Annotated in this window: 21 protein-coding genes; 2 read left to right on the top strand and 19 right to left on the bottom strand. The window is 36.1% G+C overall.

The window, feature by feature from the left end; genetic code table 11:
- Positions 1-17 precede the first annotated feature (17 nt).
- Positions 18-2,036, bottom strand: coding sequence for a DNA topoisomerase IV subunit B (gene parE, locus IV88_RS00485; protein ID WP_057797611.1), 2,019 nt, complete (start codon positions 2,034-2,036; stop codon positions 18-20).
- 169 nt (positions 2,037-2,205) lie between these two features.
- On the opposite strand from parE, the gene plsY reads away from it, so the two are divergent.
- Positions 2,206-2,802 (top strand): glycerol-3-phosphate 1-O-acyltransferase PlsY, encoded by a 597-nt coding sequence (plsY, locus tag IV88_RS00480; protein WP_057797689.1) that lies wholly within the window; start codon positions 2,206-2,208, stop codon positions 2,800-2,802.
- A gap of 43 nt (positions 2,803-2,845) precedes the next feature.
- Here plsY and IV88_RS00475 read toward each other — a convergent pair whose 3' ends face one another.
- From IV88_RS00475 to IV88_RS00395, 17 genes are all read right to left on the bottom strand, one after another.
- Positions 2,846-3,724 carry an aldose 1-epimerase family protein gene (locus IV88_RS00475; protein ID WP_147165197.1) on the bottom strand — a complete coding sequence of 293 codons (879 nt, stop codon included), beginning with the start codon at positions 3,722-3,724 and terminating at the stop codon, positions 2,846-2,848.
- Between the two features lie 10 nt (positions 3,725-3,734).
- The gene (hslU, locus tag IV88_RS00470; protein ID WP_057797607.1) at positions 3,735-5,141 is read right to left on the bottom strand and encodes an ATP-dependent protease ATPase subunit HslU; all 1,407 of its coding nucleotides are present in this window, start codon (positions 5,139-5,141) and stop codon (positions 3,735-3,737) included.
- On the bottom strand, positions 5,134-5,697 hold the full coding sequence (hslV, locus tag IV88_RS00465; RefSeq protein ID WP_057797605.1) for an ATP-dependent protease subunit HslV: 564 nt from the start codon (positions 5,695-5,697) through the stop codon (positions 5,134-5,136). The genes hslU and hslV overlap by 8 nt, the downstream gene beginning before the upstream one ends.
- A gap of 20 nt (positions 5,698-5,717) precedes the next feature.
- Positions 5,718-6,632 (bottom strand): tyrosine recombinase XerC, encoded by a 915-nt coding sequence (locus IV88_RS00460; RefSeq protein WP_057797603.1) that lies wholly within the window; start codon positions 6,630-6,632, stop codon positions 5,718-5,720.
- A 78-nt stretch (positions 6,633-6,710) separates the two neighbouring features.
- Positions 6,711-8,783 carry a type I DNA topoisomerase gene (gene topA, locus IV88_RS00455; RefSeq protein ID WP_057797601.1) on the bottom strand — a complete coding sequence of 691 codons (2,073 nt, stop codon included), beginning with the start codon at positions 8,781-8,783 and terminating at the stop codon, positions 6,711-6,713.
- Positions 8,784-8,845: 62 nt separating this feature from the next.
- Positions 8,846-9,700 (bottom strand): DNA-processing protein DprA, encoded by an 855-nt coding sequence (gene dprA, locus IV88_RS00450; RefSeq protein ID WP_057797599.1) that lies wholly within the window; start codon positions 9,698-9,700, stop codon positions 8,846-8,848.
- A 34-nt stretch (positions 9,701-9,734) separates the two neighbouring features.
- Positions 9,735-10,493, bottom strand: coding sequence for a ribonuclease HII (locus tag IV88_RS00445; RefSeq protein WP_057797597.1), 759 nt, complete (start codon positions 10,491-10,493; stop codon positions 9,735-9,737).
- Positions 10,483-11,343, bottom strand: a complete 861-nt coding sequence (gene ylqF, locus IV88_RS00440) for a ribosome biogenesis GTPase YlqF (protein WP_057797596.1) — start codon at positions 11,341-11,343, stop codon at positions 10,483-10,485. The genes IV88_RS00445 and ylqF overlap by 11 nt, the downstream gene beginning before the upstream one ends.
- Positions 11,343-12,749 carry a S41 family peptidase gene (locus tag IV88_RS00435; RefSeq protein WP_057797594.1) on the bottom strand — a complete coding sequence of 469 codons (1,407 nt, stop codon included), beginning with the start codon at positions 12,747-12,749 and terminating at the stop codon, positions 11,343-11,345. The genes ylqF and IV88_RS00435 overlap by 1 nt, the downstream gene beginning before the upstream one ends.
- Positions 12,749-12,970, bottom strand: a complete 222-nt coding sequence (locus IV88_RS00430; RefSeq protein ID WP_057797592.1) for a YozE family protein — start codon at positions 12,968-12,970, stop codon at positions 12,749-12,751. Before IV88_RS00430 ends, IV88_RS00435 begins: the two co-directional genes overlap by 1 nt.
- A gap of 15 nt (positions 12,971-12,985) precedes the next feature.
- Positions 12,986-13,576, bottom strand: a complete 591-nt coding sequence (locus IV88_RS00425) for a YpmS family protein (RefSeq protein WP_057797590.1) — start codon at positions 13,574-13,576, stop codon at positions 12,986-12,988.
- A gap of 13 nt (positions 13,577-13,589) precedes the next feature.
- Positions 13,590-14,498, bottom strand: a complete 909-nt coding sequence (locus tag IV88_RS00420; RefSeq protein ID WP_083486799.1) for a GDSL-type esterase/lipase family protein — start codon at positions 14,496-14,498, stop codon at positions 13,590-13,592.
- An 83-nt stretch (positions 14,499-14,581) separates the two neighbouring features.
- A complete protein-coding gene (locus tag IV88_RS00415; protein WP_057797586.1) occupies positions 14,582-15,433 on the bottom strand; it encodes a DegV family protein in 852 nt (283 codons plus the stop codon).
- A gap of 85 nt (positions 15,434-15,518) precedes the next feature.
- Positions 15,519-15,998, bottom strand: coding sequence for a dihydrofolate reductase (locus IV88_RS00410; protein WP_083486798.1), 480 nt, complete (start codon positions 15,996-15,998; stop codon positions 15,519-15,521).
- A gap of 12 nt (positions 15,999-16,010) precedes the next feature.
- Positions 16,011-16,961 carry a thymidylate synthase gene (locus tag IV88_RS00405; protein WP_057797584.1) on the bottom strand — a complete coding sequence of 317 codons (951 nt, stop codon included), beginning with the start codon at positions 16,959-16,961 and terminating at the stop codon, positions 16,011-16,013.
- A 10-nt stretch (positions 16,962-16,971) separates the two neighbouring features.
- Positions 16,972-18,864, bottom strand: coding sequence for an ABC-F family ATP-binding cassette domain-containing protein (locus IV88_RS00400; RefSeq protein ID WP_057797583.1), 1,893 nt, complete (start codon positions 18,862-18,864; stop codon positions 16,972-16,974).
- 1 nt (position 18,865) lies between these two features.
- Positions 18,866-20,068, bottom strand: a complete 1,203-nt coding sequence (locus tag IV88_RS00395; protein ID WP_057797581.1) for a CCA tRNA nucleotidyltransferase — start codon at positions 20,066-20,068, stop codon at positions 18,866-18,868.
- 104 nt (positions 20,069-20,172) lie between these two features.
- On the opposite strand from IV88_RS00395, the gene IV88_RS00390 reads away from it, so the two are divergent.
- Positions 20,173-21,048 carry a YitT family protein gene (locus tag IV88_RS00390; RefSeq protein ID WP_057797579.1) on the top strand — a complete coding sequence of 292 codons (876 nt, stop codon included), beginning with the start codon at positions 20,173-20,175 and terminating at the stop codon, positions 21,046-21,048.
- 53 nt (positions 21,049-21,101) lie between these two features.
- Here the strand turns inward: IV88_RS00390 and IV88_RS00385 are convergent, their stop codons facing one another.
- Entirely contained in the window at positions 21,102-21,572 is a 471-nt protein-coding gene (locus IV88_RS00385) for a nucleoside 2-deoxyribosyltransferase (RefSeq protein WP_057797576.1), read from the bottom strand.
- Positions 21,573-21,579: the final 7 nt, after the last annotated feature.

Genomic DNA, 21,579 nt, shown 5'->3' with positions numbered 1-21,579 from the left:
AGATCTCCTCTCTTAATTTAGCCTAAGTCTAAATCAATATCTTCATATTCTGGTTCTTCATCTAACTCATGTTCTTTTTTGATTGCTTCATTATCAAGAATGCTACCATCTTCTTCTAGAGAGAAAGCGACATTCTTTTCAATCCATTTACGACGAGGTTCAACTTTATCACCCATTAGAGTCGTTACACGACGCTCTGCAAGAGCAGCATCATCAATTCGGACTCTAACTAGGGTTCTGGTTTCAGGATCCATAGTAGTTTCCCAAAGTTGATCTGCATTCATTTCACCAAGTCCCTTGAATCGTTGCAAACTAAATCCACGACCCATTCTCTTACTTACAACCTCAAGTTCTTCATCGGTCCAAGCATATTCAATCTTAGTTTTCTTGCCAGCACCTTTTTGCAGCTTGTACAAAGGTGGCATAGCAATATAGATCTTACCTGAATCAATCATGGGACGCATGTACTTATAGAAGAATGTTAGTAACAAAGTTTGAATATGAGCACCATCGGTATCAGCATCAGTCATAATAATAACTTTATCGTAGTTACTATCCGCAATATCAAATTCCGTTCCGACACCAGCACCAATAGTATAAATCATGGTGTTAATTTCTTCGTTCTTCATAATATCTGGTAATTTTGCTTTTTCAGTATTAAGAACCTTACCACGCAATGGAAGAATCGCTTGGAACTTACGATCTCGGCCTTGTTTAGCACTACCGCCGGCAGAATCCCCTTCGACTAAGAATAATTCGTTCTTCTTAGCATTTTTGGATTGAGCTGGTGTAAGTTTTCCAGACAAAATACGATCTTGTTTTTTACGTTTTTTACCACTACGGGATTCATCACGAGCCTTGCGGGCAGCCACGCGGGCTTCACGAGCACTGATAGCTTTACGAACAAGTTGTTGAGCAAACTCACCATTTTCCATCAAGTAGAAACCTAGTTGTTCCGCAACAACACTATCGACAATGGTTCTAGCTTCAGGCGTTCCAAGTTTTTCTTTAGTTTGCCCTTCGAATTCAAGAATTTCCTCTGGAATTCGGAGTGAAATAACTGCAGATAAACCTTCTCTAACATCCGTACCTTCGAGGTTCTTATCTTTTTCCTTTAGTAGTCCGACCTTACGAGCAAATTCATTAAAAGCCTTAGTCCAAGCTGAACGCATCCCAGCTTCGTGGGTACCACCATCGCGAGTTCGAACGTTATTAACAAAAGACAAAATTGTTTCAGTGTATCCGTCGTTATATTGACCAGCCACTTCAACTTCGACACCATCTTTAGTGCCATCAAAGTACATGACATTTCCAAGAGTATCTTTATCTTCGTTTAGGTATTCAACAAATTGCTTGATACCTTCATCAAATAGATAAGTCTCTTCTTGTTCTTGTCCACTTCTTTCATCCGAAAGTGTGATTTTGACACCTTGTAATAGAAATGCAGACTCACGTAAACGAACTGCCAAAGTATTAAAATTAAATACCGTCGTTGAAAAAATAGTTGAATCTGGTTTGAATGTTACAGTGGTTCCGTTACTTTCCTTGGTCTTACCAAGTTTCTTTAAAGTACCAACTGGCTTACCACCATTAACAAAGATTTCTTCGTATTTAACGTTATCACGCACAATCTGAACTGAAACTTTTTCAGATAAAGCATTTACTACACTGGCACCAACACCATGAAGTCCACCAGATGTCTTATATCCGCCTTGTCCAAACTTACCGCCAGCATGTAATACAGTGAAAATAACTTCTGCTGTTGGTATTCCAGATGCATGCATTCCCACGGGCATACCACGCCCATGATCTTTGACAGTAATACTGTTATCAGCATGAATAGTTACATTAATTTCTTTTCCGTAACCAGCCAATGCTTCATCAACCGCATTATCGACAATTTCATATACTAAGTGATGTAAACCACGGCCATCAGTTGATCCGATGTACATTCCGGGTCTTTTTCGAACGGCTTCTAATCCTTGTAAAACCTGGATTGAAGAGTCGTCATATCTTCCTTGATTTGCTTTTGGCATTATCCCGCTCCTTTAGTTCAATGAATCTATCATACCTTATTTTAAAGTGATTGAAAACCTTTTACCACGCTATTTACAGCGATTACTTGTTTAATATTTTTTTCAAAAATGGTACAATGCTATGACAGTAATTTGAAAAGAGGATCTTATTTTGGGTGTCATTATTATTATGTTTATTGTGGCCTATTTATTGGGCTCTATTCCGTCTGGAGCCTTAATTGCGCGCCAGTTTTACCACGTTGATCTTCATAAAGAGGGAAGCGGTAATGTTGGGACTACGAATACCTTCCGTGTTCTTGGTACCAAAGCGGGAATTGTTGTACTAATTTTAGATCTTCTAAAAGGTACATTGGCCACACTTCAACCAATTATTTTTCACGTAACAACAATCAATCCATTAATTATCGGCCTTGGAGCTATTTTAGGTCATACATTCTCAGTCTTCGATCATTTTCGTGGCGGGAAAGCTGTTGCAACCAGTGCTGGTTTACTGTTAGCCTATAATCCAAGTTACTTTGCGATTGAAGCAACAATTTTTGTTACCCTGATCTTATTATCCAGTATGGTTAGCTTTGCCAGTGTAATCGCTGCTGCGCTTGCTGTTGTAATATCATTGTTCTATCACGATATTTTCCTAACAGTTATCGCCATTGGCTTATCATCATTTATTATTTATCGCCATAAAGATAATATTAAAAGAATTCTTGCCGGAAATGAAAACCTAGTTCCATTTGGTCTGTACTATCATTTAAGGAAAAATAAATAAGAACTTTATCCAATGTGAAAATTTGGATAAAGTTCTTTTTAGTTTAAAAGAAAGTCATTTCAAAATGTTCATTAAAGTTTTCAGACGGCTTCAAAGTATTCATAGCGAGTTTAGTACTCCACTCTCCGTCTGTATTAACTGGATCAGCAATTCCCCACCAAGGCTCTAAACAAACAAATGGTCCTTCCGCTGGATATGGTGACCAAATTCCAATATATGGAGCATTATCAACTGTCAAAGCAACACCATGATCATTGTCAGTATTATTTAACATTAGAGTTGTTTGTTCACGATTCAATTCAAGAATAACTGCATCATCTTTGAAAAATTCACGTGATAAAGTTTTCTTCTGACTCCAGTCAATCTGGTCCTTATGTTCTGGATCAGAAAGTGGAATAGCAAGCGGAATATGTGAATACTTCTTAGATGGTACGATCTCAAGAGTTTCTTGATCTAAAGAAATGTTGGTTCCAAGATTGATATTAAAGCCTGGATGTCCACCAATTGAGAATAGTAAATCTGATTGATCACTAGGGTTAAAGACATGATACTCTTCATTCAAACGATGCTCGTCTAATGTGAAAATCAATTCTAAAACGAATTCAAATGGGTACTTAGTTTTTGATTGTTTGCTAGATTTGAGTTGTAAGACAACTCTTGTATCAGTTTGCTCAGTAACTTGGAACTTCATATCACGAGCGAAACCATGTTGTCCCATTTTAAATGTTTGACCTTGGAAATGATATTGATCATCTTTTAAACGGCCAACGTTTGGAAATAGAACCGGCGCGTGTCGACCCCAAATTTCAGGATCAGCTTGCCAGATGTATTCAATACCTTCATCATTTTTAACACTTGATAACTCGGCACCCTGTTCATTAATTTGAACTGTTAAAAAATTATTTTTAAGTGTAACCATAATTACTCTCCCACTATAGAATAAATTCGCTTAGATCTCGGTTCTCAGCTATACTACCAATTTTATCATTAACATAGCTTTCTGTAATGGTTATTTCTCCCATTTCCATGGAAGGACCTTCAAAAAGAATATCTTCAAGCAAACGTTCTAAAATTGTGTGCAAACGACGAGCTCCAATATTTTCCGTTTCATGGTTAACTTTTTCAGCAATTTCAGCAATACGATTAATTGCTTCAATCGTGAACGTTACTTTGACATTATCAGTATCAATTAAGGCAATATATTGCTTAACTAAAGCATTTTTAGGCTCAGTTAAAATCTTAACAAAATCATCTTTAGTTAAGTCATCTAATTCAACCCGAATTGGGAAACGTCCTTGTAATTCAGCAATTAAGTCACTTGGTTTAGTCTCTTGGAATGCACCAGAAGCGATAAATAAAATGTGGCTAGTGTCGATTGTTCCATATTTTGTAGAAACTTGAGATCCTTCAACGATTGGTAAAATATCGCGCTGAACGCCTTGTCTAGAAACATCACCAGAAGATTGTTGACCTGATTTAGCAATTTTATCAATTTCATCAATAAAAATAATTCCCATATCTTCAGCTCGTTTAATTGCTGAGTGGTAAAGATCGCCGTGGTTCAAAAGCTTATCAGATTCTTCTCTAATTAGAACTTCACGTGCTTCTGATACAGATAAAGTACGAGTGATTTTTTTCTTAGGCATTAAGCCATTTAAAGAATCACCTAGATCAATTCCCATTTGCCCCATCATATTGTTACTGTTGGATTGCTTGGGATCGTCCATTTCAATTGTAACTTGTTCATTTTCCAAAAGCCCTTTGGCTAATTGATCAGCTTTTTCCTGGCGTTTTTGTTTAATATCATCTGATACTTGATGATTAGGAACATTAACATTAGGCGTTTGCCCTTTTTGAAGTTGATTCATCATTTGCATGATCGAATTAAAATCAGCCTGATTAGCACTTTCAGATACTGGTTCAGGTACTAGTAATTCAACAATTCTTTTGTCAGCATTCTTGGTTGCATCTAAACGAACATCCTTAAATTCATTATCTTCTTCAATCCGAACAGCATTTTCAACTAAATCACGTACCATTGATTCAACGTCGCGACCAACATAGCCAACTTCAGTAAATTTAGTTGCTTCGACCTTAACAAATGGAGCGTTAACTATTTTAGCTAAACGACGAGCAATTTCCGTTTTACCAACCCCAGTGGTTCCAATCATTAATAAATTCTTTGGAGTCACATCTTCCTGCATATCAGAACTCAATTGCATACGACGATAACGATTTCGCAATGCGATGGCTACCGCTCTTTTTGCAGCATTTTGTCCGATTACAAATTGATTTAATTCATTGACAATCTCTTGAGGTGTTAAGTTAGTATTATTCATTTTCAGCAGCTCCTTCAAAATCCATCGCAATTACATTGTGGTTGGTAAAGATATCAATATCACCAGCAACATTAATCGCTGCACTAGCAATTTCTTTAGCACTCATATCCTTTGCATGATCCTTCATAGCCTTAGCAGCAGCTAAAGCAAAATTACCACCCGAACCGATTGCTAAGATTCCTTCATCTGGAGCAATAACTTCCCCACTTCCTGAAACTAAATACATTTCCTTTTGATCCATAACAATCAACATTGCTTCAAGTTTTTGAAGTTGTTGGTCACCACGCCAAATCTTTGCAAGTTCAACTGAGGCTCTTTGAAGATTGCCGCTATATTCATTTAATTTCTTTTCAAATTTTTCTTCTAAATTAAAAGCATCCGCTACACTCCCAGCAAAGCCTACTAAGACTTGACCGTTAAAAATTCTGCGAACTTTGCGAGCAGTGCCTTTCATAATATATTTTTCACCCATTGTAACTTGGCCGTCACCAGCCATAGCGTTTTTACCGTTATGATTAACAGCGATGATTGTTGTTGCTTCGAATGATACTGGCATAATTAAATACTCCTTTATTTTTAGTCGGTTGCACGTGGAAAATACTTTCGATAATTAGCTTGAAGATTTTCCTTTGTAACGTGCGTGTATATTTGAGTTGTCGATAAGCTAGCGTGGCCCAATAACTCCTGGACACTTCGTAGATCAGCCCCATTGTTTAATAAACTTGTCGCAAATGTGTGGCGCAGCATATGGGGATAAATCTTACCAGTCAAACTACTTGTTTTAATGATTTGGTTTAACACATATTCGATTCCAGTTGATGTGATTTGATCACCTAACCGATTTACAAACACGAAGTTGTGATCCTTTTTAAAATGTTGCATAAGAGGTCCACGCTCTTCATCACGATACTTTTCTAGTGCCCTAGAAGCGTAATGTCCAAATGGTACGAAACGTTCTTTGTTCCCTTTTCCTAAGATCAGCATCGTCTTCATATTGAAATCAATATCTGACCATTTTAAATTTGCACATTCACTAACTCGAATGCCGGTTCCAAATAATACCTCTAATAGAGCAATATTTCTCAATTTAAAATTACCATCGGCATCGTAAACTGTTTTAAAAAGTACATTCATTTCCTTCTCATAGAAGAAATGTGGTAAATGATCCTGATGTTTCTTGATTTGAATAAGCTCAAAGGGATTACTCTCGACAATTTGATTAGCTACTAAGAATGTATAGAAATTTTTGATTGACGAAGCTTTACGGGCAATGGAGGTTCTCTCAAAATGTTGGTCGAATAACCAACTCATAAAAACGTTAGCATCAAATCTAGTAACCTTCACCAAATCCAGCTTTTGATCTGTCGTTGTTTCAGTTAAGAATGTTTCGAATTCTTTAATATCTGATAAATAAGCTTTAATTGTTTGAGTGGAGTATTGTCGCTCAGCACTTAAATATTTTTCATACAGTGAAACATAATCTACATCCATTAAAAAACCTCCAACACCTGAACTGTATCAAATGTGGAGGAGAAACTCAATTATTATTCTATTAAGTAATTTTAAAGTTTATTTTTGGGCTTTTTCTTCGTAGTCACCATTAGGACAAACGATTTGTGTACCACCCTTAATTTTCTTTTCAACAAGGTAACTTTTACAGATTGGACAATTTCTGGCAATCGGTTTATCCCATGAAACAAAGTCACAATCTGGATATCTAGAACATCCGTAGAATAAACGACCACGCTTAGATTTTCGTTCAATGATTTGACCTTTACCACACTTAGGACAAATTACGCCAATTTCTTTCACAATAGCTTGAGTATTACGACAATCAGGAAATCTGCTACATGCAAAGAATTTACCGTAACGTCCCATTTTGACAACCATTGGTGAGCCACAAATTTCACAATTAAATCCTGCTAACTCGTCTTTAATTTGAACCTTTTCAATCTGGTCCTGGGCTTTTTCAACTTCTTTTGCGAATGGACGATAATACTTATCGACAACTTTAACCCAGTTTTCTTTATCTTCTTCGATACCATCTAATTCGCTTTCAAGTCCGGCTGTAAAATCAATATTAACAATATCAGGGAAGAATTCCACGATGATGTCATTAACGATTCCACCTAGTTCAGTTGGCTCAAAACGACGAGACGATAATTTAACATAGTAACGCTTTTGAATTGTATCAAGCGTTGGAGCATATGTTGAAGGACGACCCACCCCATTTTCTTCTAAAGCCTTAATTAAAGCAGCTTCACTATAGCGTGCTGGTGGCTGAGTAAAATGTTGGTTAGGATTATTAGCACTTAATTGAACTAAATCACCTTCAGCTAATTTAGGAAGGGCATTATCTTTCTCTTTATTAGTTTTATAAACCTTAGTAAATCCTTCAAACTTGGTAGTTGATCCATTAGCTCGATATTGAACATTATTTTGATCAATTGTTACAGCAACCGTATCAGAAATTTCCGGTGTCATTTGACTTGCCATAAAGCGGGACCAAATTAATTGATAAAGACGGAATTGATCTCGATTGAGGTATTCTTTAATATCTTCGGGTGTACGTTTCACTGAAGATGGACGAATAGCTTCATGAGCATCCTGTGCCCCTTCTGGCATTTTACCTTTACGAGGTTTAGTTGCAGCATATTCAGCACCGTATTTTTCATGAATCAACGTTGATGCTTCATGTTTAGCAATACTAGAAATACGCGTAGAATCGGTACGCATATAAGTGATTAAACCAACCGTACCTTCTTTACCAATATTAATTCCTTCATACAACTGTTGTGCTGCCATCATTGTCTTTCGAGTTCTGAAATTCAATGTTTTATTAGCTTCCTGTTGCATGGAACTAGTAGTAAACGCAGGAGCTGGGAAACGTTTGCGTTCCTTTTTCTTGACACTAGTGATTGTGAAATCTTTTTTAGGATCGAGATCTTTCAATACTTTTTGAACGTCTTTTTCATTCTTTAGTTTTAACTTTTTACCGTTAACACCATAAAAACTAGCATTGAACTTAGAACGTCCTTTTTTGAATTCTGAATCAATTGACCAATATTCTTCTGGCTTAAATGAATTAATTTCATTTTCACGTTTAATAATCAGGTTCAAAGCAATTGACTGCACACGGCCCGCACTAAGTCCTTTTTTAACCTTTTGCCACAATAATGGAGAGATTGAATAACCAACAAGTCGATCTAGAATTCGACGAGCCTGTTGAGCGTCAACTAATGACATATCAATATCGCGTGGTGACTTAAATGCATTTTTTACGGTATCTTTTGTAATTTCGTTAAATACAACTCGATTTTTATCTTTTGGATCTAAATCTAGTAAGTGAGACAGATGCCAAGCAATGGCTTCTCCCTCACGATCAGGATCAGATGCCAGATATACTTTTTTTGCTTTTTTTGCTTCTGTTCTAAGCTTTTTAATAGTGTCGCCTTTTCCACGAATAGAAATATAATGTGGTTCATAATCGTGTTCGGTATCGACACCCATTTTACTTTTCGGTAAATCGCGAATGTGACCTAAACTTGCAACTACCTTATATGATCTTCCTAAGTACTTTTCGATTGTTTTGGCCTTTGATGGTGACTCAACAATGACCAAGTTTTTCTTTGCAGTTGGCATTAGGATCTCCTTAACTTTTTAAATTCATATAATCGTAATGGTAGGCAATCGTTTAAATTTTGTCAAATAAGAGTTTCTTCTATTATATCTTCCGCACTCAGAATTGGACGAGCACCCGCACTTATTAATTCATTGCAGCCTTTACTATTTTCACTATATAAACTACCCGGCACTGCCAATACATTTCGATTTTCTGATAACGCAAAATTAGCTGTGATAAGACTACCGGAATGTTGTTTTGCTTCAATTACTGAGAGCGAGCGTGACAAACCCGCGATAATTCGATTTCGTTCGACAAAATGATGCCTAAGAGGCGCTGAATTAGCAGGATACTCCGAAATTAAAAGCTGATCCCTTCCAATTACTTTTTGCAGTTCAAAATTATCCCGAGGATACACTTTGTTTAAACCTGAACCAATTACTGCAATCGTCTGGCCACCAGCTTTGATTGTATGTGAGTGAGCCAGTGTATCTACACCCTGTGCCAATCCACTAACTGTCACGATTTTATTGTGGCATAAAACTGGAATTAACTGACTAACAATCATTTGACCGTATTTACTAATCAAACGCGACCCAACGATTCCTGCTAAATTTTTTTGCATTAGGTCTAAATGACCACGATAAAATAAAACAGTTGGTGGACAAAATATTTCTTTTAGATTCATTGGATAGGACTCATCTATAATAGTAAGAATTCCACTATTTTGTCGATTAAGAGCTATTTCGAGTTCTAATTTCTGTGATTGAAAGCATTCTTTTAGCACTATACAATCTTTTTCATTTACAGTTAAGCTAGAAACATCATTTAATGTTATTTCGCTCTGTTGACTAACCATTTGATATATTTCATATTGTTTTTTGATGTTAAATTTTGTGCCAATTTTCATCATAATTAAAAAATCACGTATTTTCATTAAGACCACCTCAATGTAAAAATACGCAATTTTATTAAATAAATTTTGGTACTGGCTCAAAAGTCTGTCGATGAATCTCGGTTACACCTAACTTTTGTAGACCTTCTAGGTGATCTTTAGTTCCATAGCCAACATTATGTTTAAAGCCGTAACCTGGGTATACGCGATCATAATCACTCATCAAATGATCACGATATTCCTTAGCTACAATTGAAGCAGCCGCAATACTATTACTCAATGCGTCGCCTTTGAACATAACCTGTTTTGGAATATTGGTTGGTACTTGTACAGCATCAATTAATAGCAACTCAGGTGTTAGTGCCAAGTTACTGACAGCTTTATTCATAGCTTCTTTAGTTGCATTCAAGATACCAATTTCATCAATTCGTCGATTTGAACTGATTCCAATTCCGACACTAACCGCTTGTTCCAAAATCTGCGGATATAATCGTTCTCGAACTTTAGCTGTTAGCTGTTTTGAATCATTCACCTCTACTAGATGAAAAGACTCATCTAATATCACTGCTGCGGTTACAACTGGGCCCGCTAAACATCCACGACCTACCTCATCAATTCCAGCAACTAAGTTTTTTCTCTGATTCCAAGCTTGACGTTCAAGTTTAAAACGATTCTGAAAAGCTAATTCTTGTTTTTGCATAGCCTGTAATTGCTTTTTTCGCTGAACGATTAAGCGCTGGACGCCAACACGCTCGTCACTTTCGAAGCTCGTTAAAATAGGATCACTTATCTGGGTGACCTTCATAAGTTGTTCTTTAATCTCTTTAATCGTCATTTTCAGACATCTCACTTACAAAGTCTAAAGAAAAACGTCCTAGTTTTCCTTTTCGGGCATCTAACATAATTCGTTGACTAGCACGATCATAGTCATCATTCATGCCTAATTTAGCTGTAATGGCTAATAAAAGCTCCGGTAGCGGTTGTTCTAAGTCTTCTTCAGTAACTTTATAGCGATCTAGTAATCGTTGCTTATATCGTTTTGTAAAGATGTTTAAGCCAAACAGTGCAACATCATCAGCGGCAAACAGGTTTTCTTTGATTGCACCGGTAAATGCTAATTTGCTACCAATTGATTGATCATCAAATCGTGGCCACAAGATACCGGGGGTATCCAATAGACTGAGTCCATGAGGTGATTTTAACCATTGCTGTTTTTTAGTAACCCCAGGACGATCGCCAGTGATTGCAACTTTTTTATTTACCAGATGGTTTAGCAATGTTGATTTACCGACGTTAGGAATTCCAATACACATTGCTCGAATTTCAGTCTGACTAATTCCTCGTTGTTCACGAGAAGCAATCTTATTAGCTAACTGTTTTTTAGTCGCTTTTAGTATATCTTTTTCAATAAATGGTGATCGTGAATCAATAGCAATTGCCTGTTCTCCACGGTCAGAATAATATTTAATCCAATCCTTGGTTGCTTCTGGATCAGCTAAGTCAGCTTTAGTTAATAGTAACAAATGTGGCTTATCTTTAATCACTTCAGAAATCATTGGATTTTTAGAAGAAATTGGAATTCGAGCATCAACCAATTCAAACACAATATCCACTAATTTTAAGCGTTCTTTGACTTCTCTAATTGCCCGCGCCATATGACCTGGGTACCATTGAATTATCGGCATTACTTTTCCTCCATAATTTTTGTTGCTTTATTAAGTGCTGGATCCTTTTTTGCTAATTGCTTTATAACGGAAGCTTCAATCTTCGCAGTGGTTTTATGATCAATATTTCCAGTTTGACTTAAGGATTTTTGCTTTTGAAAATCGCTAACTGCTTTAACTAGTTTGTCATTGTATTCAGACGTTGGTTGATCATCTAGATATCCAAGATCATGAAGAGCAACACCATAATTTTTGATTTCATTATTGATTGCGCCTTTTTTATACTCATGTTCTGAAAATGGTGGTAAATAAGCCATTTTCGGATAATCAGCTTTATAAGTTGGTGTGATTCCCTTCTTGTTAATCCAACTTCCATCTGGAGTTAGCCAACGTGCAATTGTGAGTTTGAGTTCGCTACCAGAGCCATAATCAGCCATATTCTGGACAGTTCCTTTTCCGTAGCTTTGTGAGCCCACAAGTGGAATATCAGCTGACTGATGAAGTGCCGCAGCAAATATTTCTGCTGCGCTAGCACTCTCACCATTAATTAAAACAGCCGTTGGTATTTTAACTTTATAACCACCATCTAGTTTCTCTGAAGCCTTAAACACTTCTGGATCACTACCACGTGATTGCACTTGCATAATTGTTTTACCATTCTTAAGAAACATTGAAGACATCTTGAGTGCTTGGTCCATTAAACCACCAGGATTATTACGCACATCAATCACCAATGATTTTGCACCATCTTTTTGCAATTCTTTCAAACTATCCTTTAATTCAGCAGCTGTATTCTGAGAAACTGTTGAAATGGATATATAGCCAACCTTGGTATCCTTAATCATCTTACTATTAACAGTCGTTACTGGAATTTTAGCTCGCTTCAACTTTTGTTCAAAAGTGTTGTTTCCACGAATGATAGTTAACGAAACTTCGGTTCCATTCTTGCCACGCATCTGATCAACAGCGTCTGAAATTGGTTTGTTTTTCAAACTTTTATGATTAACTGCAGCAATTTTATCACCGGCTTTAAGACCAGCCTTTTGCGCTGGAGTACCTTTGATAGTGGACATAATCTGAATGTACTCACCGTGTTTTGCAACTTGAATTCCAACACCGCTAAAAGAACCAGCAATGGTATTATTAAGGCTTGTTGCATCAGAGCCAGATAAATAATCTGAAAAAGGATCTCCAAGTGTACCAAGCATTCCATTAATGGCACCAGTTGTTAATTTATCACCGTTCACTTTTCGATAGTAGTTATGATCTATTTGTCGATAAACAGTAGCTATCTTTGCTATATTTTGACGATCATCGTGATTCTGAACCATGAAGGGTCTTAAATACAAAAATAAACCACCAAATGTCAAAACTCCACCGGCCAAAAATGATAAAAGAATTGTTAAAATAGTTCGCTTAGTTTTCATTAGTTTTCACTCTCTAAATATTGTTGCCAAGCTAAGTCGAATACACTCATATTGTGAAGGTAATTGCCATTAAGTTCTAAATACTGACTCAGCTCTTCAAAATCCTTTGATTGTTTTGGAAATGATTGATCAAAAAAAGTATTATTAGCAAAATTAGCAACTTCTTCACTACTCTCCGGATTCCTTTGAGTCATTAGATACTGATAAAAAGTTTTATGCATACTAGATTCCTTTACTTAATTAATCTTAGATTTAGGTACGTTAATTGAAAATTCAAATTTATTATTTTTAAAGTCAATTATATTAGCTTGATATGAAACATGATTATCAGTTTTTAATTGATCCAACCTCAGAATCGCTTCACTACCACTAATATGAATCCACTTTGGTAATTGATAATTCCTGGCAATGTAAGAAAGTACAATTTTGGGTGGCAATCTTAGACTGCCGACCGCTAATTTGTTAGCAACTAATCTAATATTTCCATCACTAACAACGGTTGGAGTCATACTCAAAACATAATTAAATTTCTGTCCTAATAACTCAGTTTGCCCCAAAATAAGCGCATCTTTTTCGCCCACAACAAAGTGGTAAGTAAAGCCACTGTTCTTTTGATATGGAGTTAAATAGGCTTCACTAAGGTCATTTAATTGAACTCGATTTAGACTAATCGATATTTTATCACGTTCACCATTTGTTGTTGTACTTGATAACTCTTGATCTGAATTGGGTTTAGACTGAATAAATATAAATATCCCAACGCCGACAATCAGTGCCAGTAATACCAAAAAAGCCCATTTCCAGAAATAATATAGCTTTTTATTCATAAAGTCTGCCCCCCTACTTCTTTAAATTAGTATTGGTCTTAATACTTTCAAATAGATATTTAGTCATTACATCGTATCCTTTTCCATTTGGGTGAAAATGGTCATTATCAGATAAGTATATATTCTTTTCAGTATTATTATTAAGAGTACTCTGTGCCTTATCTAAAGAAGATGGATCTAATGTATCAATCTTACTCTTTTGTTTTAGTTCATTTAGTTTATCACTGGTGTCAAACTGACCTTCAGAGAGTGTCTTATTAACATTAATAAAATAAGCGTTTTCCCCTGAATTAGTAACATTCTGTGCCGAAGTGTTGAATGCTTCAACTGAACTATTAATTGTTGCTACATTAGGAAAATATACAAAGAAAGGATTATAAATACTAATCATAAAAATTTTAATGTCTGGATTTAGTTTTCGAACACCGCTGAAGATATTTTTAATATTATTACTATATGTCACATTAGCTTGATTCACCTTTAAAGCGAGCTCAGAACTGTTATCAGTAACATTCCTTTGCAATGTTTGTAGTAAATCATTCCCACCAGCTGTTAACACAAGCAAATTTGCAGATCGAACGCGTTGCCGAAGTTTATCGTTATGTTCTAAACGATTGAGAATTTGATCGCTTCGTTCTCCAGAAATGCCAAAATTGCTCATCACAACGGACTTGTGCGTATAATCCTTGATTTTATTTTTTAGGCGAGTTGGATACCCATCCATCGAAGTAGTATCACCTACCCCTTCAGTTAATGAGTCACCAAGAGCAACAACTCGAATAGGTTTACTGTTTACTTTTGTAGCGCTTGTATCATGATCTGTTCCAGCATGAGGTGTAATCGTCATGTTGAGCGCCCACAAAATACCCACTACGAGTAACATGAACATAATGACGGAGCCAAGAATATTTTTTATTTTCATAACTTTCACCACATTATTTTTAAATAAAACGAAAGGAGTTCACAGCAAATTAATATCTACTGCGAGCTCCAATTAAATGTTTATTAGTCTTCATCTTCAGAGAAATACATTAAACAAAATGCACCCATTCCAGCATGTGTTGCAATAATTGGAACAGTCTCTCTTACACAGATATCTTCTTTAGGGAAAAATGGTGCAATATCGTTTGAAATATTTTCTACCATTTCAGGGGCATCTACATGTGAAATACCAACTCCGCCGAGCTTTTTAATCTGCGACATTTGATCTGCAATTTCTTTATAAATTTTCTTGATTGGCTTTAATCCACGAGCTTTGGTATGAACTTTTAGCTCGCCATTTTCAACCACTAACATAATTTTAATATTAAGTAACCCACCAAGCATACCGCTAAAACGACTTAACCGACCACCTTTAACCAGGTTATCAAGGTTAACAACACCCATGTATAGCTTAGTATGATCTCGAACAAATTCAGCGCGTTTAATGATTGTTTCTTTGTCTGCACCCTGTTGAGCCAACTTAGCAGCTTCGATTACCTGGAAGGCCAAAGCGCGATCAGTATATTGACCATCAATTACTGTTACATCAGTTTTTGATAACTTAGCAGCTTGTTCAGCAGTGTGAACCGTTCCACTAATAGCTTCAAGCATAAAGAATCCGATTACTTGGCTACCGTCTTTACCTAATTCGTCAAATAAATCGACAAATTTTCCTAAAGGTGGCTGACTAGTTTTAGGCAAAGTTTTTGAACTTGCCATTTTTTTAATAAATTCATCATTTGTAATGGTTTCCCGCTCGACATAAACAGTGTCATCAATCATAACGGATAGTGGGACAATCGAAACTCCGTATTTTTTTATTTCTTCATCCGTAATTCCACACGAAGAATCTGTCACAATTTTAATTCCAGCCATCAATACTCACGCTTTCTTTTGAAATAATATGCTAATTATATCAAAGATAGTCATAACTTTCAGAAAAGTTATGGTCTTAAATTATTTATTTTACCCATGTTTCAAAGGTATGTTCCGGAACCGAGCCTTCTGATAGAACAGTTACAGATTTACTCTTTTTAAAGCTATCGGGGATAGCAGGAGCAAATGTGTCACATTTAAAGTCTTGGTTTACTTTAGTTACCAAAAGCTGATCAGATTGCTCAATGAATTTTTGGTATATGGCTTGACCACCAATAATTATAAAGTGCTGTTCTTGATTATTATTAATTAAATCAGTAACAGCACCAAAATCATCGTATGCTACAACCGTTTCTGGCAAATCATTTTTATGATGTGTTAAAACTATATTCTGACGTCTCGGTAGTGGCTTACCAATTGAGTCAAATGTCTTGCGCCCCATAATAACAGTATTTCCGATAGTCTGTTCCTTAAAGAATTTAACATCATCAGGAATATGCCATGGGATTTTGCCATCTTTACCAATGCCGTGCTTTAAATCTTCTGCCCATATCATTGTTAACATTATAAATACCTCTTAAACAGCTACCGGAGCCTTAATTGCAGCTTGTGGCTCATAGCCTTCAAGCTTGATGTCATCAACATCATAATCAAAAATATTTTCATGACTATTTACAAACACTAATTTAGGTGCTTGGTTAGGTGTTCTCGAAAGCTGTTCTTTAACTTGTTCCATATGATTAGAGTATATATGTGCATCCCCTAATGTATGAACAAATGTGCCCGGCTTTAATCCAGTTGCTTTTGCAATCATTTCAGTTAATAGTGCGTAACTTGCAATGTTGAAAGGCACTCCAAGGAAGATATCCGCACTTCTTTGATATAGCTGACAACTCAATTTTCCATCAGCTACATAAAATTGAAACATAGTATGACATGGAGGGAGAGCCATTGATGGTACATCCTCTGGATTCCATGCCGAGACAATCATACGTCTTGAGTCAGGATTATTTTTGATCATTTCAATTACATCACTGATTTGATCAATCGTTTCTCCTGTACTCGTTTTCCAGGCACGCCATTGACTGCCATAAACGTTTCCCAAATCTCCATATTTCTTAGAAAAATCATCATCATTTAAAATACGTTGATCAAAATCTTTTTTCTGAATTTGATATTCTTTATTAAATTCTGGATCAGTTGTTGCACGATGACCAAAGTCTGTCATATCTGGGCCAGTATATTCGTCACTTTCAATCCACTTCTTAAAAGCCCATTCATCCCAAATATGATTATTATGTTGAAGTAAATATCTAATATTAGTATCACCTTTTAAAAACCACAGCAACTCACTTTTGATTAAACCAAAGGGTACTTTTTTAGTTGTTAAAAGTGGAAAGCCTTCTTCTAAATTAAAACGCATTTGATATCCAAACGTGCTCAAAGTACCTGTATTTGTTCGGTCACCTTTTTGCGTACCGTGTTCAAAGACAAATCTTTCTAAATCTAAATATGCATCTTCTAACATATGGTGCCTCCTATTGTTCAAAACTGGCTAAATAGTCCCAACGTTCCATCTTTTGATCTAATTCTGTATTTGCGTCATCTAATTGCTTTTGCAAATCAGCCAATTTGCCGTAATCATCGGTCTGATTATTCATCTCATTTTGGAGAGACTCGACTTGCTGTTCTAACTTATCAATTTCTGACTCAATGGTTGCCCATTCCTGTTGTTCCGTATACGTTCTCTTTTTCGGGCGCGCTTTTTTTACCACTGTGTTTTTAGGCTCAACACTCGATTCTGGGTTTTCTTTTGCTTTGCCTTTAGAAACCTTTTGTTCACTTAAATAATCCGATAATTGACCTTGATAACGTTCGATTGAACCTTCACCGTTAAATATCAAAAGTCGACGTCCAACTTTATCTAAGAAATAACGATCATGAGAAACCGTGATTACTGTCCCATTAAAGGTTGATAGATAGTCCTCTAATACTGTCAATGTAGCAATATCTAAATCATTTGTTGGTTCATCCAGCAATAAAACATTAGGTTGTTCCATCAGGATTCGAATCAAGAATAGTCTTCTCTTTTCTCCTCCAGATAGTTTTCTAATCAAAGTTCCATGCATAAAGCGTGGAAAGAGAAATTGTTCCAGTAAGTTGGTGACACTTACACGTTCACCACGGTTATTTACAACTTCTTCACCAATTTCAGTTAGATAATTAATCATTCGCATATCTTCAGGAATCGGTTCAGTTTGTTGCGTATAGTATCCCAAATGAACAGTTTCACCAATATCAATTGTACCTGCTTCAAGTGGAATTTTACCAGCAATTGCATTCAAGAAACTAGATTTTCCAGCCCCATTAATACCTGTTATACCAATTCGATCATCAGCTTGAATCAATTCAGAAAAATCATTAAGAATTTGGTGATTTCCAACTTGTAAACTCACATCTTTAAATTCGATGACCTTTTTTCCAAGTCGACGTTGTCCTAAATCAATTTGAACATTCCCTTCAATCTGTTCTGGCTTTTTAACATTCTTGGATAAATCATTGAAACGATTAATTCGAGCCTGTTGTTTAGTCCCACGTCCTTGAGGACCGCGATGCATCCATTCTAGTTCTTGCTTGTATAGTTTATTTTCCTTTTGCTTAGATGCGTTATCCTGCTCAATTCTAGTTGCCTTTTGTTCAACGTAAGTTTGATAATTTCCTTCATACTCAAATAAATCGCCAAAACTAAGCTCCCAAATATGGTTAGTTATTCGATCCAAAAAGTAACGATCATGCGTCACCAATAAGAGTGCCCCTTTATAGCTAGCTAAGTACTCTTCTAACCATTCGATTGAGTCAAAATCAAGATGATTAGTTGGTTCGTCTAAAATCAATAAATCAGGAGTCTCAATCAAAACTTGTGCTAGAGCAACACGTTTAACCTGTCCACCAGATAATTCACTTATCTTTGGGGTTAAATCATTGATGTGTAATTGAGTCAAAATAGTTTTGATATCACTTTCCACATTCCAAGCGTCTTGCTCGTTCATTGCAGCTTCGGCTTTAGTGAATTGATCCAGTAAATCACTTGATTCTGGATTTAATGAATACTGATCTAAGATTTCCTCATAGTGACGAATAGTTTTAAAAATTGGTTGAGATCCAGAAAAAATAGCTTGTCTGATGGTTAATTGTGTATCTAATTCGGGTAACTGACGTAGATAGGCAATTCGGTAATCTTTAGGAACATCAATACTACCTGAATCAGCTGGGTCCAAATTTGTAATTGCGTTCAGTAAACTTGTTTTACCAGTTCCGTTCGTTCCAATCAAACCAATTCGATCATGTTCATTGATGGTAAAAGTTAAATCTTTAAATAGAGTCTTTTCACCATAAGTTTTAGTAATACTTTCGGCATTTAGTGTTTGCATTTTATTGTTCTTTCCATTTTTTGACGTACTCAACTAAGTCATCTTGAGTGTTCTTAACTTGATTATGAATAACAACCTTTTTTAAATCGTTTAATAATAGGCCTAATTTAGGACCCGGTTGAATTAACTTGAGTTTAATCAGTTCGCCACCTGTTACAGCGAGTTCCTTTCCACTCTTGATTGGTAGCATTTGATATTGATTAATAATATCCAAGTCCGAGATGTCCAATAACAGAGCAATTTGACTCGCTAATCTAACATTATCTTCTCCAGCATTAAAAATTAATTCTTGATCAATCATTTCATCTTGAAGCATTTGCAATAGCTGAATAGTATATTCAACGGTTTTAATTAGGCTATTGGGTAATTTCCAATCCTTCAATAATTTTTGCAATTGTTCATTTGATAAGTTGGGATACCAACCAACCATAACCCAAGCTGCTTCAATCGAATCTAATTTTAATTGGTTAATTTGAACCATTTGCTTGAGAGACTCCTGTAAAGAAATCGAGTCGGGACAATACTGATCAAGATTTGTGTCCAACATTGTCTGAATTCCTAATTGAGGTTGCTGGCCCATTAAAAGCTTTTCAAATTCAACTTGAATTCGTTCCACCGCAATTTTTTTCAATAGTGGTGCATGGTCTAAGATTGCTTTTTGAGTGGCTTCTTCAATAGAGAAGTTTAATTGGCTGGCAAATCTAACGGCCCGCATCATACGTAATGCATCTTCATTAAAACGTTCTTCAGGATCTCCAACAGCTTTAATTAGATGTTGCTCTAAATCAGAAAGACCATTAAAAAGATCAATAATTGTGCCGTCTTCCTTTAGAGCTAACGCGTTAATAGTAAAATCTCTTCTTTTTAAATCTTCAGATAAAGATCTCACAAAAGTAACGTGGTCTGGTCGTCTAAAGTCTTGATAGCCACTTTCTGTTCTAAAAGTAGTAATTTCATAACTTTCAGAACCGTCCAAAACCATCACAGTACCATGTTTGATACCTGTATCAACGGTTCGCTGAAATAGTCCTTTGATTTCTTCGGGATATGCACTCGTTGCAATATCAACATCATGAATTTTCTTGTTTAATACTGTATCTCGGACACTACCGCCCACAAAATAAGCTTCAAAACCAGCCTCTTCAATTTTTCTTAAAATTGGTCGCGCCATTTCAAATTCATGTGGCATTTTTTGTATTTGCAATTTGCGTCCCTCCTAATTAATTAATAGTACCAAATCAAAGTCACAAATTAAATGCTTTCTATATGGTATCATTAATCCAGTTGACTTAGTTGGAGGTAAATAAGATGCAACGAGATGAATCTTTGAGATTAATAGATTTTCTTATGATTGCTTTGGGATGTTGTTTATATGGTTTGGGTTTAGCCGTAGTTAATATTCCAAATAATTTGGCTGAGGGTGGCGTAACCGGGATAACTTTGATTATCAGGGCACTTTTAAAAATTGACCCAGCCTTCTCAACCATCGCAATTAATATTCCTTTAATTTTAATTGGATATCGGTTCCTAGGTAAACGCGCCTTAATCTACACTATTTATGGAACATTCATGCTTTCATTTTGGCTCTACGTTTGGCAACGAGTCCCTATCAGCTTAGATATTCATCACGATATGTTTATCGCTGGTATATTAGCGGGACTTGCTGGTGGATTTGGTAGCGGTGTTGTTTATCGTTTTGGCGGTACAACTGGTGGAACTGACGTCATTGCCAGAATCTTTGAAAAGAGACGTGGCATTCCAATGGGTCGTACTTTATTTGCTCTCGATGCTGTCGTTCTAACTATTTCGCTTTGCTATATTGATGTCTTACACATGATGTATACACTATTAGCAGCCTACGTTTTCTCAAGAATCGTAACCTTTACTCAAGTTGGTGCTTACACTGCTCGAGGATTGCTAATCATCAGTCCGCATAATGAACAGATTGCACAAGCATTGATGGATGAACTAGAACGCGGAGCTACATTCCTGCATATGCAAGGTGCTTACTCTCACGAGGAGCGCGAAATGGTCTACTGTGTTATTGGTCCAAATGAACTAAACGTTGCTAAACGAATTATCGATCGAATTGATCCTAAAGCATTTACTTCTATTCTAGATGTTCACGAAGCAATTGGTGAAGGATTTACGTACGACTCACCGACCGGTAAAAAAATTGGATAATAAATAAAAGTGGCATTTAACCGATTCAATTCGGCTAAATACCACTTTTAAATTTAAAATACTTCTAATTTTGAAAAAACAGTTGGTAATTCATCAAAGTTGTATGATGCTAACTTCTTCACATCATCACCACTAAAACATGCTGCATAGCTTCGAGCCAGCATTAAATTCATCTTACCGGCCTTATCAAATTGGATGAAGATAACGGGAACACCGTGCTCATAAGCCATACCGACTTCAAAAACTGTTCCACTATCAGATAAGATTTCATCGCCGTTCTTTTCGTAGTCTAAAATTGCAACCACTGCATCAGCTGTTCGGACCTGTCTGACATCACTTTCGAAAACTCCAACTTGCCATGGAAATGAACCAAATTCTTCACTTTCCATTTGATGCTCCATTGGAACAAAAATATTATCAGAATCGACGGTTGAATTCTGTTTAAGTAAGCTTTGAACTTCTTTCACCCGTTCAATCTGGGTTTCACTAAAAAATGGTGCTGCTAGATAAATTGAATTAGCCATACTGTCA

It is taken from the genome of Pediococcus argentinicus, assembly GCF_001437605.1.
GTDB classification, from domain to species: Bacteria; Bacillota; Bacilli; order Lactobacillales; family Lactobacillaceae; genus Pediococcus; species Pediococcus argentinicus.
Note: the sequence above shows the minus strand (reverse complement) of the source record. Positions and strands in the feature narration are given on the sequence as shown.